This is a genomic window from Ochrobactrum sp. EDr1-4, from assembly GCF_049199085.1.
GTDB lineage: Bacteria > Pseudomonadota > Alphaproteobacteria > Rhizobiales > Rhizobiaceae > Brucella.
In genome coordinates this window covers 1-16,062 of the sequence record NZ_JBLZOF010000007.1, presented here as the reverse complement: position 1 = coordinate 16,062, position 16,062 = coordinate 1, and the positions used below count along the sequence as shown (strand labels likewise).

Sequence of the window (16,062 nt, the reverse complement as noted above, 5' to 3'; positions counted from 1 at the left end):
AACTTATTCAGCCATTTCGAAAGCCTGACGGCGGGAAACCAGAAAATCCTCGTCGCCGCGTATTACAAGAAGCGGACATGCGATTGAGCTGACGGAGGCGCCAGGATAGGCGTGTTCGCCACTTCCGAGCCACATTGCCTTAGTCGCTTCGAAAAGCCCGGAAAAATCAGCCACAGGATTTTCTGCCTCATAGTTCTCGACCTGATCGTGGAACATATCGCGCCATTTGTCCACGGTGATACCCTTGTATATCTCACGGGTTGGCTCATCAGCCGGCATCTCCCAGTGCGCGCGCGCAGTGACAATAAAACGAGGGCGAACGGCGTCGGCCGCCCCAAGGCGCAAGGCCACGATACCGCCGTCGCTGTTGCCAATAATGCCAGCGTCCGTCAGGCCCAACTCGGCCAGAACAATAGCAATGTCCTGCTCTAGCTGATGGTAAGTGAGAGAAGCATTTCCAAGCGGGGAACGACCATGCCCACGGCTATCAATGGCGATAAGCCGAAAGTCAGTCGCCAGATCCTTTGCCAGGAGAACGAAGTCGTTTCGGCTCCCCAAACCGCCATGAAGCAAAACAATCGGCATTCCTTCCGTGTTGCCCGCTTGCCTCCCTATGATTATCCAGCGTCGGCGACTTAATCCTGAACCAGACGGCATACAACGCGGGGAGGAACAGGAGAATCATAACTGTGCCCGCTGCCGTTCCCCCGATAAGCGTGTAGGCCATGGATCCCCAAAAAATCGAATGAGTTAACGGAATAAACGCCAGAATTGCAGCAAGAGCAGTAAGTATTACAGGTCGTGTCCGTTGAACCGTCGCCTCAACGACAGCGTGGTAGTCATCGAGCCCTGCCGCCTGGTTCTCCTTGATCTGCTCCGTCAGGATCAACGTGTTACGCATCAGAATGCCAGCCAATCCGATCAATCCGAGAATGGCGTTGAAGCCGAAGGGTTGATTGAACAGAAGCAATGTCGGAACCACCCCGGCAAGACCAAGCGGTGCGGTCAGCATAACCATTGTCATGGTCGACAGACTGCGAACCTGCAGGATGATGACGATCAACATTGCAGCAATCATCAGCGGGAAGACCTGAGCGAGAGCCACATTGGCTTTCAATGATTCCTCGATGTTGCCACCCATCTCGATACGGTATCCAACGGGAAGCGATGCGATTAATGGCTGCAGTGCCTTCATCACCTGTTGCGAAACTTCTGGTGGCTGCGTTGCCTCGTTGATATCGGACCTGATGGTTATCACCGGGGTACGATCGCGACGCTTTAAGATCGGCTCCTCGAAACGGATCTCGGAATGCCCGATCTGATCAAGCGGCACTTGTCGACCATCTCTGCTCATCAACGAAAAGTCGGCAAGTCGTGAAGGATCAAGGCGGTTCTCGCCAGCACTGCGTGCAACGACAGGCACGTTGCGGATGTTGTCGCGCACCTGCGTGACAGGAATGCCGCTCAGCAGCATCTGCATTTGTTGCGCCGCCTCCGATGGTGAAAGGCCGATCAGATTGAGTCTTTCCTGATCGGGTAGAAAGCGCAGCACAGGCGTGCGGTTACCCCAATCCCTATTGGCTTGGCGCACATCTGGAACAGTCTTCATAATCGCCAGAGCTTGCTCGGAAATCTTGTAAAGTTCATCCTGATCAGGCCCCATGATGCGGAACTCGACCGGGAACGGCGTATAGGGGCCGAACACAAGCTGCGTCACACGCACGGATGCTTCAGGAACAAGACCCTCGGATATGGCACCTCTCAAGCGGTGCTTGAGTGCTTCCCTGGCGTTGGCGTCAGGTGTAAGTACAACGATCTTGGCGAAGGCAGGATCGGGCAATTCTGGAGCCATGGCGAAAAAGAACCGAGGGGCACCCTGCCCTACATAACTCGTAACGATATCTGTTTCTGGCTGGGTCTGTAGCCATTCTTCGACCTTCTTCACCGCGGATGTCGTCGCTTCGATGCTCGTGCCCTCTGGCATGCGCACTTCAACCAGCACCTCCGGGCGATCCGATGTCGGGAAGAACTGCTGCTTTACACCACCCATCCCCACAATCGAAACGGCCATGGAAATACCTACAATCGCACAAACCACAAACTTGTGGCGGACTGCGAGTTCAATAACGGAACGCAGACGCCGGAAATTCGGCGTGTCGTAGATGGCGTGATGACCGCCCTCGACAGGCTTGATGTCCGGCAGCATTTTAACGCCAAGATACGGCGTGAAGGTAACAGCAACGATCCAGGATACAATCAGCGCAAAACCGACGACCCAGAATATGTTTCCAGCGTATTCACCGGCCGTTGATTTAGCGAAACCGACGGGCATCAATCCGATAATTGTAACAAGGGTGCCCGACAACATGGGGGCTGCCGTATGGCTCCAGGCATAAGCGGCTGCCCTGATGCGGTCCATGCCCTCTTCCATTTTCACCACCATGACTTCGATGGCAATGATGGCATCGTCAACTAGAAGGCCAAGCGCGAGGATCAGTGCCCCGAGCGTGATGCGGTCGAAGAAACGTCCGGTTTCCAACATGATCAGGAAAACAACCGCGAGGGTTAGCGGCACAGCAAGCGCCACCACGATGCCGACACGCCAGCCCAGCGCAACAAGGCTCACGAACAGAACCACACCCAGCGCCATTGCGAACTTGAGCATGAACTCGCTGACTGCTTCATCAATATTGACGGCCTGATCACTTACCTTGGTAAGCGTCATGCCAAGTGGCAACTCCTGCGCGATTGCCGCAGAGCGCTCTTCCAGCGCTTTACCCAGATCAAGACCGTTCCATCCTGCTTGCATCACCGCGCTTAGCATGATTGTTGGTTCGCCCTCATGGCGAATAATGTAGGTTGCAGGGTCCTGATAGCCGCGCCGTATCTCTGCGATGTCAGCAAGGTTCAGTGTTCGTCCAGCAGCAACAATGGGCGTATCGGCAATCGCCTGGACGCTGTTGTAAGCTCCATCGAAACGTATAAAGATCTGTGGGCCTCGTGTGTCGACGGACCCAGCAGGCGTGACTGTGTTTTGTCGTTGCAAGGCAGAAGCAATATCCTGCGCAGATATGCCGAGAGTTGCGAGTTTCGAATAGGAAAGCTCGACAAAAATCTGCTCGGGGCGCTCGCCGACGATGTTGATTTTCTTCACGCCAGGTACGCGCAGAAGATCCTGGCGTATGGTTTCCGCGTGTCGGACAAGATCGCGCATCGGCATGCCCTTTGCCTTCAGGGCGTAAAGGCCAAAACTCACGTCTGAATACTCGTCGTTGACGAATGGGCCCATGACACCTGGGGGCAGATTGCGCGCTTCGTCACCGAGCTTCTTGCGCGCCTGATAAAACTCTTCTGCGACGGCACTTGCAGGCGTATTATCCTTGAGTGTGACTGTCAGAAACGCGTAGCCGGATCTCGTCGTCGTTTCGACACGGTCATACCATGTGAGTTCCTGAAGACGCTTTTCGAGCGGTTCAGCGACAAGATCCTGCATCTCACGCGCAGTGGCACCTGGCCAAACGGACGTAACCGTCAATGTCTTGATGGTGAACGACGGATCTTCGGCGCGGCCAAGCTTTACGAAGGCGTAGGCGCCTGCGGCAGCGAGAAGAACAATGAAAAATAGGGTTATGGCGCGTTCACGAACCGCGATGGCGGAGAGATTAAAGCTCATTATTTTGTCACCTCGGACTGCGAGGCAATTCTAACGCTCGCGCCATCATCCAGCAGCTGGGCGCCCAGAGCGACAATCTTTTGCCCGATGCCGATACCAGTGACAAATGCCGCCTCCTCACCAACTTGGCGCACCGCAACCGGTGTGAACTTTACCGTGGATGTGGAGCCGTTGACTACCCACACGCCTGTTCGATTTCCGTTATCCAGGATTGCGCCGACAGGTACCGCGACTTCCTGCTCGCGGCCAGCATCCAGAATTTTTATCGTGACGGTCGAGCCAAGTGGGGCTGAGGCCGCATCGCCCTCAAGAATATAGCGCGCCTCGTAGGTCCGGGTTTGCGGATCAGCGGAATCGGAAATCTGCCTTAGCGTGGCTTTGTCACTGGGACTTTCGCCGCCATAGATGCTCGCCTGAGCTAGCGAGCCCGGAACGGGTCGCTGGGTCTCAGGAAGCCAGACGACAGCCTCGCGTGGCCCAGACTGCGCCAGTTGAATGACGCTCTGTCCGGCTGCTACAACTTGTCCCTGGTCCCCTAATGTCTGAATTATGGTTCCATCAGAATCTGCGAACAGGACCGCGTAAGCTGCTACGTTTTCCGCGACCTTTGCGTCAGCTTCAGCCGCTGCGAGCTGCGCAGTTGCCGTATCCAAAGCCATCTTCGCCTGCTCATAACGCTGCGGGGTTGCCGCCAAGCGATTTCTTACCAGCGCGGCATAGCGTTGTTCGTCAGCTTGCGCCTGTATCAAAACGGCGTGCGCTGCAGACACCGTGTTGCGTTTGGCGGTTAGTGCTAGCTGGAGATCGGTTTCGTCAATGCGCATCAGCGCCTGACCCTGTCGGACTTGCTGTCCCACGTCCACCATCCGCTCAATGATCTTGCCAGGAACGCGGAAACCTAAATTGCTCTGGACACGGGGGGCAACAGTACCTGTGAAAGAGCGCTCGGCCATTCCAGTGGCCTTTGCCTCAGTAACCAGAACCATCGGAAAAGCCGTCCTGGGATCAGCGGCCTCAGCTTCGCGCTTTGGTGCTTCCAAAACGACAAAAAAAGCCGCAGCAGTTGCGGCGGCCACTGTAAAACCTGTGGTAGCCCAGACTTGTTTGCGTTTCATTTCTGTTTTCTCTTCATAACCCGAAATCCAACAATTTAGATTGCGATCTAACTCTATTTATATTATAGATGTCAAACGAAATCTAAAAGGAGGCTAATATGAGAGTGAGCCGCGTACAGGCCGAAGAAAATCGTAAAACAGTGATCAACGTCGCCAGCCGGCTGTTTCGAGAAAAGGGTTTTGACGGGATTGGCCTGAAGGACCTCATGAAAGGTGCGGGCTTAACGCAAGGCGCCTTCTATAAGCAGTTTACGTCTAAAGATAACCTTGCCGCATTAGCCTCTCGGCGCGCTATGGAAGATGCAACCCGCAGGTGGTCTGCAGCTGCGGCAGAAAATTCAGACCCTCTGGAGGCTATTATTGAGTTCTATCTTTCGTCCGGTCATCGTGGCGAAAAAGCTGACGGTTGTCCTTTGGTTGCCCTGGGAGCGGACGCTGCGCGTCAAAGCAAAGATGTCCGACAACCATTCGAGGACGGAATCAGAGCTCATTTCGAGGTTTTGGACGAATTGATGCTCGAGACCGAAAGGTCAAACCCAAGCGGCAAGGCAATTGCGATTTTGTCCCTTATGGTAGGTGCCGTCACAATCTCACGCCTCATCGAAGATGAAAACTTGTCGCAGAATGTCCTCGACACGGCCGCTAATGAAGTGAGGCGCATTGCGTATGGTGAAGGAGATGACGGATAATATGAAGATTGCGCCCATAGATGCGAGCAGGTTTTATTAATTGGTCCAAGTGATGGGCCAAAGCGGCTCTGCAGGCCGGATACGGTACCAGTAGCGCTATTTAAGCCCGAACAAAAACTACATGTTCTAAGAACTGCTCCCGGCCCGGTTCTCGCCCGGCCATGCGGAACATACTAATTTCAAAAAACAAAGGTGGAAACCTATGCGTAGGATCGTTGTAACAGGAATGGGAGCTGTCAGCCCCCTTGGAGCGACTGCTGGTATTTCCTGGTCGCGCCTACTTACAGGACAGAGTGGTGTACGGCGACTGGGAGATGATGTCGCCGCTGATATTCCATCTAAGATCGGCGGAGTGGTCCCTTCAATCATGGATGATGCTGAAGGCGGCTTTGACCCGGATACAGTCCTTTCTCCCAAAGACCAACGAAAAGTCGACCGATTTATCATCTTCGCACTCGCCGCAGCTGAAGAAGCGCTTGCTCAAGCAAAGTGGAAGCCAGCTTCAAATGAAGACAAACTGCGGACTGCAACAATTATCGCGTCTGGCATAGGCGGGTTTCCCGCAATAACCGAGGCAGTCCGCACCGTCGATCAACGCGGTGTCCGCCGTCTTTCGCCCTTCACGATCCCATCGTTTCTCGTCAACCTCGCAGCGGGGCAAGTCTCAATCCGTTATGGATTCAAAGGTCCTCTCGGTGCCCCTGTCACGGCATGCGCTGCAGGCGTTCAGGCTATCGGCGATGCTGCCAGGATGATCGGGGCGAATGAAGCAGATATTGCACTTTGCGGCGGGACGGAAGCCTGCATAAGCAATGTTAGTCTTGGCGGCTTTGCCGCAGCACGATCACTTTCAACCGGCTTCAACGACACGCCGAACAAAGCATCAAGGCCCTTTGATGCCTCTCGAGATGGTTTTGTTATGGGCGAAGGCGCGGGATTGCTGGTTATTGAGGCGCTCAGTCATGCGTTGGCGCGCGGTGCGACACCGATTGCCGAACTCGTCGGATATGGAACAACAGCCGACGCACACCATATCACCTCTGGCCCAGAGGATGGCAATGGTGCACGTAGAGCTATGGAGATCGCTATTGCTCAAGCTGGAATAAAACCAGGCGACATCGGGCATCTGAACGCGCATGCCACCTCGACGTTGGTTGGCGACCTAGGAGAAATCAGAGCTATCAGGAGCGTTTTTGGCCCTAACAACGCACTTGCTATCAGTGGAACAAAATCCGCGACAGGTCATCTGTTGGGCGCTGCTGGGGGGCTTGAGGCAATTTTCACAATTCTGGCGCTAAAGGATCAGGTCGCACCACCAACACTCAACTTAGATAACCCGGATCCAGAAGCCAGTGGCTTCACCTTTGTATCGAACCAATCGCGCCAGATTGACACTGAATACGCAATATCCAACGGTTTCGGGTTTGGTGGGGTCAACGCCAGCGTAATTTTCAGACGTTGGTCCAGTAACAACAACCGCTTATATCCAATATAAATTACCCGAGTTCAGGAAGAGCCAGTCAAGTATGCTACTATATTGCTGACTGGCTACTCTACTGCGTGCTTCCCTTCACAACGCCGAAATTATGGTAGTAGAACATTACCTTGTACGGCTAAGACCAGCTTTGATTAGCGGCGAGCACCATATGAGCAACGTTAATAGCGCAAGTCCCCCTGCTATCGGACGATCGACAAACGTTAGCCAATTGCCACCAGATTTCATCATTGAACTCAAAAAATTTTGCTCCAGGAGGGGGCCTAAAACAACTCCGAGAACAAACGGCGCAAGCGGAATCCGAAAGGCCTCAAATGCAAACCCGATAACACCAAACGCCAATGCCACACCGACGGCGCTCACTGTGTTTTCCATTGCAAATGCACCAACCAGACAGAAGATAAATATTATCGGCATCAATATGCTAAGACGTACCATCAGCATCACGCGGCTCAGCCGTATCGCCACCCAACCAAGGGGAATAAGTAACAAATTAGCGAGAAAGAATGCGCCAAAGATTGCATATACGATGGCGGGGTTGTTCAAAAAGATCGTCGGTCCAGGATTGACACCCTTCATAAACAAGACACCGATGATGATGGCTGCGATGGCATCACCGGGGATGCCGAAAACAAGCGACGGAATAAAACCACCGCTTACAGCAGCGTTGTTGGCAGCACCCGCGGCAGCTAACCCCTCCGTTGATCCTTTACCGAACTTTTCTGGTTCACGTGCAAAACGCTTAGCCAGAGAATATGAAATCCATGCCGCAATGTCTGCGCCAGCGCCGGGCAATATTCCGAGTATTGTTCCTAGAATATTTCCCTGAGCAACAGCCCGACGCTCTTTCCAGAGTAGTCTGGCCTGACCTTCGAACACACCTTTAATCGCCTTCTGTTCAAGACGGACCGTAGGCTCTTTACGAGCGTAGTATCGAAAGACTTCGGCAATAGCAAAAAGTCCAATCATGATTGGAACAAGAGATAAACCGCCGATGAGGTTATGATTTCCAAATGTAAAACGTGGTACGCCGCTAATTGGGTCAATGCCAATGGTAGCGGTAAAAAGGCCAAGAGCCAGGGATAGGACGCCTTTAACCCGCGATGACGAAATCATGAAGGCAGTTGTCGTAAGGCCTAAAAGACAAAGCCAGAAATACTCGTAAGGCGAAAAGCGCAACGCGATCATTGCCAATGGCGGTGCCAATGTGGCCAGAATGAGTGCACCGAAAAGGCCACCTATCGCTGAGGCCAGAAGGCAAAGACCCATAGCGACATGGGTTTGCCCCTTTTTTGTTAATGAATGAGCGTCGTCAGTATATGCGGCGGATGCAGGAGTTCCGGGCATTCGCAAGAGAACCGCCGGAATGTCTCCAGCAAACATTGCCATAGCGGCGGCCGTCACCATAGCTGCGATCGCTGGCACCGGGTCCATATAAAACGTGACGGGTACGAGTAGCGCAACCGCCATCGTAGCAGTGAGTCCGGGCAGCGCGCCCATGAAAAGCCCAAAAATACCGGCGGCGAGCTTAACAAGCAAAACTTCGACACTGAACAGAAGACCAAGGCCTGCAATAACATTTTCCATTACAGGTACCTCCCCCACGGGCTAAGAAGTCCGAGCGGGAGCGGAACGATAAGAATTTTAGCAAAGACGACATAAACTATAATGGATGTCGTTACAGCTATTAGCAGTGCCGGAATAAAACTCACCCGCCCTAAGAGCAAAAGCGTCAATAGAATGAGCGGAGCCAAGATCAGGACCGAATTGCTGAGAGTAAAAAACGTAAATTAGCGCAGCTCCAAAGACCACAGCCGGTTTTGCAAAATTACTTAAAGAGTATCGTTCACCCTCTAACTTATCAATCGCCTGCCCGGGTCCAATCAGAGCAAGCCATGTTCCTGCAGCCGCTATAACCATGCCCAGCAAGAGCGGAAAAAAACCTGGCCCATAGGCTATTCGTGTGGCCGCTAATGGCTGGGGTAATTGCATTGCTAAGATAACAACTAATATCCCAAGTAGCGCAAACCCTGCACCCACCAATCTCTGTGTCATATTTGAATCCTTATACACCACACGCCATTGCCGGGCATCGCGCCGGCAGCTGTATCTGGTTAGGGAGCCGATTGTTACTTCCCAGCAACGGCTTTCAGCACGACCTCAGTTTCTTTGTAATGATCACCGAGAAATGTCGTAAAATCAGCGCTATTGAGATAAGTGACGCCAAATCCACGGTTTTGCATTCCTTTAAGGAAGGTTTCGGATTCGACAGCTTTAGCGACCGCTTGCTCGAGTTTGGCAACGACATAAGGATCAAGACCAGCTGGTCCAGCAATCCCGCGCCAAGTTCCTCCCACATAGCTCGTACCAATAGCCTCTTTGACCGTGGGAATTTTATCGTTAATTGGCAAGCGCTCTGCACTCATCACGGCAAGTGTTTTTACAATTCCGGCATCGGCCATCGAGGTCACTTCTGGCACTGAACACAGGACAATATCAATGCCACCCGAAGCGAGTTCCTGAAGTGCTGCGCCTGAACCCTGAGAAGGGATCAATTTAATCTGGCTAACATCGACACCCTCTCCAAGCAGCATCGAGACAAATGGAATATCCCAACTTGCATTGCATGTTCCACCACACGAGATGTTGAAGGAGGAAGGATTTTCTTTAATGGCAGCGACGAGCGAGCGCAGATCCTGGTATTGAGAGTCGCCAGCAACGTGGATCGCTGAAGGGTCCGCATTGAATTGAGCAATGGGTGTGAAGTCATCTGCTTTGAAATCGGCTTGCCCTAGCATAGAAAATTGAGCGATTGGCGAAAGTTGGCCTAGTGTATAACCGTCTGGCGCTGAATTTTTATAAGCTGTATAGCCGACGATACCCGATGCTTGAGCTTGATTGACAACGGTGAAGGGCTGTCCCAGGGTGCGCTCAAGCTCAGCAGCCATTAAGCGAAATGTGTAATCTGATCCGCCGCCGGCACCTGCCACTACCACGAGTTGAACTGGCCGGGTTGGCCATTCTTGTGAATAAACTGGGTTGGACAATATAGCGGTTGCTACAAAACCTGATGCCAATACTTTTGACGAAATCAGTTTAAACATAATTTTCCTCCCACGGAATTCAGGTTGTAATGACAGATACGTCAGCCATCACGAAATTTGTAAACGAGATTAGAACAGTAGGCAGGTCGCACGTCATTGCCCCCACACAACCGTAACAAGGCGTGAATGGGCGTTCGGAATGAACGCCCATGTATGACATTAAGCTTCTTCGTATTTCAGTACATTCTTGAGTTCGCGTTTGATGTTTTCCAACTGCACGGCCGATGTTTGCGGCATCGGCATGCGTGGAAGACCAGCTTCAGTGCCTTGCAGTGCAATAACTGTCTTGATGTTGGCCGGCAGGTTGTCCGCGTAAACCGTGTTCCAGAAGCGAAGCAGCGCTTCATGAATTTCCTTTGCGCGCTTATGATCACCGCGCTGCACTGCATTCCACAATGCTATGCAAACCCCTGGCACAGCTGCTGGATTAGCTGCGATAGTTCCATGGCAGCCAAGCGCAAACGAAGGATAGAGCAAGGCATCAACAGCTGTATAAATTTTACAGCCTGCAGGAATGCCAAGCATCAGATCAGCCATTAGCTTCAAATCGCCTGCACTCTGCTTTACGCCCTGAACGCCGGGCAGTTCTTTCATGAGACGAATGAGCAGTGCCGGGCTTAGATAGTTCCATGGAACGACATTATAGATGATGACGGGAACGTCAGTCGCTTCAGTGAGTGCTTTGAAATGTGCAAATGTGGCTTCTTCATCCGGCTTGAAAACGTAGTGAACAGGTGTCACCTGAAGCCCCTGTACCGACAGGTGCGAGATTTCATCCCTTCAATCGAGGAAGCACAAGCGCTTTCAGGCCTCACGACGAAAGAAGATATTGGACGCAATTTTAATGATCTTGGTGTTCAATGCACTGTGATGACGATGGGCGAGCACGGCGCCTATTATCACCATGTCGACGGCACTCGATTCCACATGCCAGCATTCAACATCGACGTTGTTTGCACCTGTGGCTGCGGTGATGCTTTCAATGCCGGGTTCGCAGCCGGCATTATCAAGGGACTTAATCCAGAAGAAATGACCCAGTTGGGCCAAGCTTCGTCTGCTCTCAATGCATCTGGTCTGGGTAGTCAAGCCGGTATTGTAGACTTCGAAAGTACATTAGCGTTTCTAGAGCGCGCGCAAGTTAGGAGACCTAACGCGGCATAGATTATATACGGCAGCCGCAAATAAACCCGCCTTATCGCGAGCGAGCGAGATTGCGTGAGTGCTGTTAATCCTCGTAAACTAATCGCCCTACCCGTATGGTATTGCTGACAGCGCACACGCCTGCCTGCCCGGGAAGAAAAGCTCTTGCCAACAGCGGGGGCGTTCGATTTTGGAGTGAACGGAGTGTATTTGCCGACGGATCTTATATTTTTGATTCGAAGTCCGAAACCTTCGTTCACTAAAAGCGAGCATGAACTGATGCGTTGTACGCGTTTTCCGGAGGATTTTGACGCAGAGTCAAGAAAATCGATGGGTTTCAGTGTTCAGATAGAGCTTCTTGCCAATTTTGGCCACCATAAAAGAAGCCTAACACAATAACCTGTTGCTCAGTGACATTGAATGCGATTGTTACTCTGCGTTCAAAACCAATCGTCCGTAGGCCTTCACGGATATCGTTACGTAAAGTGCCGCGCTCGGAAGCGCGGTCGAAACCGAGTACATAACTTTCAAGCCGATCCAGGTAGTCAAGGGCAACATTCGGCGAAGCTCTTTCCGCGATCCAGTCATAAAGAGCCAAAAGATCTGCCTCGGCTTCCGGTGATAAGACTACTGATCTGCAGATCACTTGCGATCTTTCATACGTTCAGCATGTCGTTGACGAACCGAAGCAAAGGCGGAATCAATAGTTATTGCCCGGGAAGGGTCCGATTTCATTGCATCGTAGGATGCCACAACTTCATTGTTTAGCCAGCGTTCAATCACGTCATCTCGTTCTCTCAATGCTCGGATGCCAGCACGTACAACCTCACTGACCGAGGCGTAGTCTCCATTCCTGACTTTCGACTCGATAAAGGCTGCCTGCTCCCTCGGCAAACTTATCGTGCGTTTTTCGATGTTGGCCATTCTTCTTTTCTTTGTAATCGCATCTGTTTCGGTGTGAACAATTCATACCAGAGTTTAGGCTCAATTCAAAGCACATGTTTACATGGTCGCGAGGGATGCACACTATTCAAATACCAGTCAGGTAGTTTTAGTATTGCAATTATCATCTGATACCGAGATAAGAAGACGCTGTACCAGTCCCGCGCATGGGCGTTCGATATTTCCAGAGTGCTAGTCAGAAATATTGGTTCCTTTAAAGCGAGCATAAACTGGCGGTTTTGAAGCCGGGGCCGAACTGGTGGCACGAACCGATCCGTCATGTGTGCTTTCCGGAAGATTTTGACGTAGAGGCAAGAACACGCCCGCATCTTCGGGAAGATTAGTTAGCGATAGCTTCTGCTATTCCCAAGTTTCCTGAGTTTAGAATAAACGTTAGAAGGGGTCGCTAATCCAGTCTTCAAATGCATTCTGTATCCGAATTACAAATACAGTTCCACTTTGTTCAATTTGATAAATAATCAGATGAGCTTTAAACGGGTGAATACGCACAGGTGGAGAGATTTCTCCTCGTTCGCGTGCCATTTGTGGATTTTTGGCAATCAGGTCCAACGTGTTAAACAGGTCCGAATGATATCGTTTGGCCTGTATAGGTCCGAAGATTGCTATGCCGTGCTCCGCAATAGCGATGATGTCTTCTTCCGCCTGAACAGAGAGAATAAATGCCATTAGTTGCGTTTCAGAGATTTTTCGGCATTTGCAATTGCCATAGCAAAGAGATCATCCCGCGAACGAGTTCCCTTGCCACTTTGAAGACCATCGTCAACAAATCGCTGCATTGCTGCGATCTTATCCCCACGCATCTGATCCTTACGGATCAAGTCGCGCACATAGTCGCTCACGTTCGAATAGCGTCCTGTTTTGGCCTGAGCCTCTACCCATTCTTTCATAGGATGAGGGAGCGATACATTCATCGTTGCCATAAAATTCTCCTTCGCTGCAAGCCATATTCACTGATTGGCAAAGTTTGTCAATTTATTCTCCAATCTTCCTTTGCATTGTATGCAAGCCAATTAATTATGATTGCCAGTCAAGCGTGATGGTTCGGATTCAAAACCGTCGAACCCCGTACCAAATGCTTGAGCAAAAAATCTGCGCCAGAAGCCTCGACATAACCATGTGGATACCATGAATATGATAATTGCAGAACAGCCAAGCTACGCTCAGGTCGACTTGAAGAAGATAGCAATGACATCAGCAAACCTTTGCGGAGCGACACGCGGAAAGAAGTGACCACCTTGCATTTCCTGCATTTGAGAATGCGCTATGAGCTGATGCAGTTCTTCAATATGATGAAATGGGATCATGATATCGTCGCGTGCGCCGAGCAAAAGTGTCGGATGATTGATTGTGGCCAGTTCTTGTGACCGACCAAAGTCCAACAACATTGCAATACGTTGCGCAGTTACATTGTATGGCGCAAGATTATCAACCGCGCTGGCAACTGCTGCAAGAAGTTCTGCCTCGTGCGCGGCTATCCATTCGGGCGTATATCCAAAGACATGCGTAAGGTTCTGATATGCCCTCACCTCCCCCTTCTGCATCATTTCCAGACGTGACGAGAACAACGCTCTAAAGCGTGCATCCGGACGTGCCCAGCTTCCGCTTATGACGAGCGACTTGGCCCGCGCAGGCCCATCAAGCGCAATGGTTTGCACGACCGTGCCGCCGGTAGAATGACCGACCAAATGTGCGGCATCAATCTTTTCTACATCCAGAATAGTCAGCACATCATGTGCTATCCGGTTAATTGAATAGCCTTTTTCGGGACGGTCGCTTCGCCCCGCGCCGCGATGATCAACCGTGATAATTTTAAACCCTTTAAGGGCTTTCTCGACACCTCCCCAGAAACGGCCATCCCCGCCCAGACCGGGGATGAGGACAAGCGGCTCACCCTCGCCCTTTACTTCATAATAGAGACGGCAACCGTCATCGGCCAAAGCTATCGACATCTCGCGTTCTTTCTCAATCAGTTGCCCGGCCAAGTGTCGCCGAGGCGGAACCCCGTCGGGAACGGGTCTGTCGGGTCGAGCACATAATTATGGAAAGCAGTGATCCATGCCTGCCCGGTTATCGCCGGGCGAATGGAGGACTGACCGCCACATAAGGTTTCCTCAAGCACGCGCCCAATAAACTCGGTACCAATGATCGATTCATGAATGAATGTTTCGCCAACCGCGATCTGACCGCGCGCATGCATCACAGCCAGTCGCGCACTGGTGCCAGTGCCGCAAGGCGAGCGATCAATACGCCCCGGCGATACAATCACGGCATTGCGTGAACGCTTGACACCATCGCGTTCTTCCAGCGGACCCGCGAAAAGCGTCTGATTAATCGTGTGAATTTCTGGGTTCTCTGGATGGATAGCCGGAAGTTGCTCAGCGGCGGCTTTCTTAATCTGCTCTCCAACTTCAACGAGTTTTGCGGCCTCCGTTTTGTCGACGTTAAAACCGATAGATGCTGCATTGACAAGAACATAGATCATCCCACCATAGGCGACATCAACCGTGATAGTCCCAAGCCCTGGCACATCGACCTTTGCATCCAGCGCGAAAACAAAGGATGGAACATTCTCAAATGTAACGTTCACGCATTTGCCGTTTTCACACTGTGCTGTCACTGGAACAAGTCCAGCTGGAGCTTCCAGCACAAGCTTTGTCTCTGGCTCCTTCATCGGAATCATGCCGGTTTCTAGCAGGGCCGTCACGGTGCAGATTGTATTGGTGCCGGACATTGGCACGTAAAAATCCGACTCCATAATAACGAAGCCAGCATCTGCTTCCGGCTTTGTCGCTGGCAAAACAAGATTGACACATTGCGTTACGCGACCACGCGGTTCGTTCAGTAGAAAATTTCGTAAATCGTCAGACTTGTTTTGAAGATACTGCATTTTTTCAAACATAGAAGCGCCCGGCACGTCGAGGACACCGCCTGTGATCACTTCATTCAATTCGCCTGCAGCATGAACGCCGACAACATTGATCATCTTTGAAAAGCGCATAGCTCAATCCTTCAAGGAAGCGAGTTTAGCAATGGCGTCATTTACGACAGTTTCAACATGCGTGCGGTCGTCACCGACTAAAGGCAATCGCGGTTCACGCACCCATTCCGGTGCGCCATAGACAAGCTTTTCTGCGAGTTTAATGTACTGAACCAATTTCACATGCGTATCGAGATGGAACGCTGGCGTCAGCAAACGATAGAGTTTGCGCGCTTCATCGAAATTGCCCGAAGAAGCGAGGTTGAACAGTTTCACGCATTCGGCAGGCCAGACATTCGTCATACCCGAAACCCAGCCTGTGACGCCCAGTGCAAGGCTTTCGACAATAAGATCGTCTACGCCGCAGAACACTGAAAAGCGGTCGCCGCATGCATTGTAAAGATCGGTGACACGACGGATATCGCCGCACTCTTCCTTGATGCAGACAATCGACGGCGTATCTTCCAACTGTTTAAGAATTTCTGGCGTGACATCCACACCATAAGCAATCGGATTGTTATAGATCATGATCGGCAGGCCACTGCTTGCGGCAAGCGATTTGTACCAGGCCACTGTCTCGCGCGGGTCCGTTTTATAGGCAAGTGACGGGAACGCCATCAGGCCCTGAGCGCCAAGCTTTTCATAATGTCGCGCAGCGACTCCCGCATCGGCTGTTGAAATCTGTGCAAGTCCAGATAACAGCGGCACACGATCAGCGACCACTTCTTTGGCCGCCAGAATAACCTGATCACGTTCCTCTGCCTTCAATGATGCGTTTTTGGACTTCCCCTTCAAAAGTGGAGGGCTTCTGTTAGACAAAACTGACAGGAGACTTAGAATTGAAGCAGCGAGAATTTACAGAAGAGTTCAAACGCGAAGCCGTTCGGATTTTAACGACGAGTGGTC

General features: G+C 51.7%; 17 protein-coding genes. 3 read left to right on the top strand and 14 right to left on the bottom strand.

Annotated elements, in window-relative coordinates; genetic code table 11:
* Positions 1-3: 3 nt before the first annotated feature.
* From ACOZHT_RS18475 to ACOZHT_RS18465, 3 genes are read right to left on the bottom strand one after another with little or no spacing between them, the layout of a single operon-like run.
* Positions 4-585 (bottom strand): alpha/beta fold hydrolase, encoded by a 582-nt coding sequence (locus tag ACOZHT_RS18475; RefSeq protein ID WP_421566206.1) that lies wholly within the window; start codon positions 583-585, stop codon positions 4-6.
* Positions 509-3,673: an efflux RND transporter permease subunit gene (locus tag ACOZHT_RS18470; protein ID WP_421566205.1), complete on the bottom strand. Its 3,165-nt coding sequence runs from the start codon at positions 3,671-3,673 to the stop codon at positions 509-511. Before ACOZHT_RS18470 ends, ACOZHT_RS18475 begins: the two co-directional genes overlap by 77 nt.
* Positions 3,673-4,788: an efflux RND transporter periplasmic adaptor subunit gene (locus tag ACOZHT_RS18465; RefSeq protein ID WP_421566204.1), complete on the bottom strand. Its 1,116-nt coding sequence runs from the start codon at positions 4,786-4,788 to the stop codon at positions 3,673-3,675. The genes ACOZHT_RS18470 and ACOZHT_RS18465 overlap by 1 nt, the downstream gene beginning before the upstream one ends.
* Before the next feature lie 98 nt (positions 4,789-4,886).
* Here ACOZHT_RS18465 and ACOZHT_RS18460 point away from each other — a divergent pair, with 98 nt between their 5' ends.
* Both ACOZHT_RS18460 and fabF read left to right on the top strand, forming a co-directional pair.
* Complete coding sequence (locus ACOZHT_RS18460; RefSeq protein ID WP_339514339.1) at positions 4,887-5,477, top strand: TetR/AcrR family transcriptional regulator; 591 nt, start codon at positions 4,887-4,889, stop codon at positions 5,475-5,477.
* A 202-nt stretch (positions 5,478-5,679) separates the two neighbouring features.
* Positions 5,680-6,972: a beta-ketoacyl-ACP synthase II gene (fabF, locus tag ACOZHT_RS18455; protein WP_339514341.1), complete on the top strand. Its 1,293-nt coding sequence runs from the start codon at positions 5,680-5,682 to the stop codon at positions 6,970-6,972.
* A gap of 105 nt (positions 6,973-7,077) precedes the next feature.
* Here fabF and ACOZHT_RS18450 read toward each other — a convergent pair whose 3' ends face one another.
* From ACOZHT_RS18450 to ACOZHT_RS18435, 4 genes are all read right to left on the bottom strand, one after another.
* Positions 7,078-8,559, bottom strand: a complete 1,482-nt coding sequence (locus ACOZHT_RS18450; protein WP_421566203.1) for a tripartite tricarboxylate transporter permease — start codon at positions 8,557-8,559, stop codon at positions 7,078-7,080.
* A 57-nt stretch (positions 8,560-8,616) separates the two neighbouring features.
* On the bottom strand, positions 8,617-9,027 hold the full coding sequence (locus ACOZHT_RS18445; RefSeq protein ID WP_421566202.1) for a hypothetical protein: 411 nt from the start codon (positions 9,025-9,027) through the stop codon (positions 8,617-8,619).
* 74 nt (positions 9,028-9,101) lie between these two features.
* Entirely contained in the window at positions 9,102-10,076 is a 975-nt protein-coding gene (locus tag ACOZHT_RS18440) for a tripartite tricarboxylate transporter substrate binding protein (protein WP_421566201.1), read from the bottom strand.
* A gap of 159 nt (positions 10,077-10,235) precedes the next feature.
* Positions 10,236-10,817 (bottom strand): dihydrodipicolinate synthase family protein, encoded by a 582-nt coding sequence (locus ACOZHT_RS18435; RefSeq protein WP_339514349.1) that lies wholly within the window; start codon positions 10,815-10,817, stop codon positions 10,236-10,238.
* On the opposite strand from ACOZHT_RS18435, the gene ACOZHT_RS18430 reads away from it, so the two are divergent.
* A complete protein-coding gene (locus ACOZHT_RS18430; protein ID WP_421566200.1) occupies positions 10,764-11,237 on the top strand; it encodes a carbohydrate kinase family protein in 474 nt (157 codons plus the stop codon). The genes ACOZHT_RS18435 and ACOZHT_RS18430 overlap by 54 nt on opposite strands.
* 316 nt (positions 11,238-11,553) lie before the next feature.
* On the opposite strand, the gene ACOZHT_RS18425 is transcribed toward ACOZHT_RS18430, so the two are convergent.
* The 7 genes from ACOZHT_RS18425 to ACOZHT_RS18395 form a co-directional block, all read right to left on the bottom strand.
* Entirely contained in the window at positions 11,554-11,862 is a 309-nt protein-coding gene (locus ACOZHT_RS18425) for a type II toxin-antitoxin system RelE/ParE family toxin (RefSeq protein WP_339514353.1), read from the bottom strand.
* Positions 11,859-12,140: a type II toxin-antitoxin system ParD family antitoxin gene (locus ACOZHT_RS18420; protein WP_339514355.1), complete on the bottom strand. Its 282-nt coding sequence runs from the start codon at positions 12,138-12,140 to the stop codon at positions 11,859-11,861. The genes ACOZHT_RS18425 and ACOZHT_RS18420 overlap by 4 nt, the downstream gene beginning before the upstream one ends.
* A gap of 411 nt (positions 12,141-12,551) precedes the next feature.
* Positions 12,552-12,845, bottom strand: a complete 294-nt coding sequence (locus ACOZHT_RS18415) for a type II toxin-antitoxin system RelE/ParE family toxin (RefSeq protein ID WP_339514357.1) — start codon at positions 12,843-12,845, stop codon at positions 12,552-12,554.
* On the bottom strand, positions 12,845-13,099 hold the full coding sequence (locus tag ACOZHT_RS18410) for a type II toxin-antitoxin system ParD family antitoxin (RefSeq protein ID WP_151093985.1): 255 nt from the start codon (positions 13,097-13,099) through the stop codon (positions 12,845-12,847). The genes ACOZHT_RS18415 and ACOZHT_RS18410 overlap by 1 nt, the downstream gene beginning before the upstream one ends.
* Positions 13,100-13,339: 240 nt before the next feature.
* Positions 13,340-14,128, bottom strand: a complete 789-nt coding sequence (locus ACOZHT_RS18405) for an alpha/beta fold hydrolase (protein WP_421566199.1) — start codon at positions 14,126-14,128, stop codon at positions 13,340-13,342.
* 17 nt (positions 14,129-14,145) lie between these two features.
* Positions 14,146-15,177 (bottom strand): proline racemase family protein, encoded by a 1,032-nt coding sequence (locus tag ACOZHT_RS18400; RefSeq protein WP_339514364.1) that lies wholly within the window; start codon positions 15,175-15,177, stop codon positions 14,146-14,148.
* A gap of 3 nt (positions 15,178-15,180) precedes the next feature.
* The gene (locus tag ACOZHT_RS18395; protein WP_421566198.1) at positions 15,181-15,924 is read right to left on the bottom strand and encodes a dihydrodipicolinate synthase family protein; all 744 of its coding nucleotides are present in this window, start codon (positions 15,922-15,924) and stop codon (positions 15,181-15,183) included.
* Between the last annotated feature and the right edge of the window lie 138 nt (positions 15,925-16,062).

Bases quoted from the DNA above. Each gene is read 5' to 3' on its own strand.
- ACOZHT_RS18450 (WP_421566203.1), bottom strand. From the start codon at position 8,559: ATGGAAAATGTTATTGCAGGCCTTGGTCTTCTGTTCAGTGTCGAAGTT.
- ACOZHT_RS18460 (WP_339514339.1), top strand. From the start codon at position 4,887: ATGAGAGTGAGCCGCGTACAGGCCGAAGAAAATCGTAAAACAGTGATC.
- ACOZHT_RS18445 (WP_421566202.1), bottom strand. From the start codon at position 9,027: ATGACACAGAGATTGGTGGGTGCAGGGTTTGCGCTACTTGGGATATTA.
- ACOZHT_RS18405 (WP_421566199.1), bottom strand. From the start codon at position 14,128: ATGTCGATAGCTTTGGCCGATGACGGTTGCCGTCTCTATTATGAAGTA.
- ACOZHT_RS18430 (WP_421566200.1), top strand. From the start codon at position 10,764: ATGTGCAAATGTGGCTTCTTCATCCGGCTTGAAAACGTAGTGAACAGG.
- ACOZHT_RS18400 (WP_339514364.1), bottom strand. From the start codon at position 15,177: ATGCGCTTTTCAAAGATGATCAATGTTGTCGGCGTTCATGCTGCAGGC.
- ACOZHT_RS18410 (WP_151093985.1), bottom strand. From the start codon at position 13,099: ATGGCAACGATGAATGTATCGCTCCCTCATCCTATGAAAGAATGGGTA.
- ACOZHT_RS18465 (WP_421566204.1), bottom strand. From the start codon at position 4,788: ATGAAACGCAAACAAGTCTGGGCTACCACAGGTTTTACAGTGGCCGCC.
- ACOZHT_RS18415 (WP_339514357.1), bottom strand. From the start codon at position 12,845: ATGGCATTTATTCTCTCTGTTCAGGCGGAAGAAGACATCATCGCTATT.
- ACOZHT_RS18440 (WP_421566201.1), bottom strand. From the start codon at position 10,076: ATGTTTAAACTGATTTCGTCAAAAGTATTGGCATCAGGTTTTGTAGCA.
- ACOZHT_RS18475 (WP_421566206.1), bottom strand. From the start codon at position 585: ATGCCGATTGTTTTGCTTCATGGCGGTTTGGGGAGCCGAAACGACTTC.
- ACOZHT_RS18420 (WP_339514355.1), bottom strand. From the start codon at position 12,140: ATGGCCAACATCGAAAAACGCACGATAAGTTTGCCGAGGGAGCAGGCA.
- ACOZHT_RS18470 (WP_421566205.1), bottom strand. From the start codon at position 3,673: ATGAGCTTTAATCTCTCCGCCATCGCGGTTCGTGAACGCGCCATAACC.
- fabF (WP_339514341.1), top strand. From the start codon at position 5,680: ATGCGTAGGATCGTTGTAACAGGAATGGGAGCTGTCAGCCCCCTTGGA.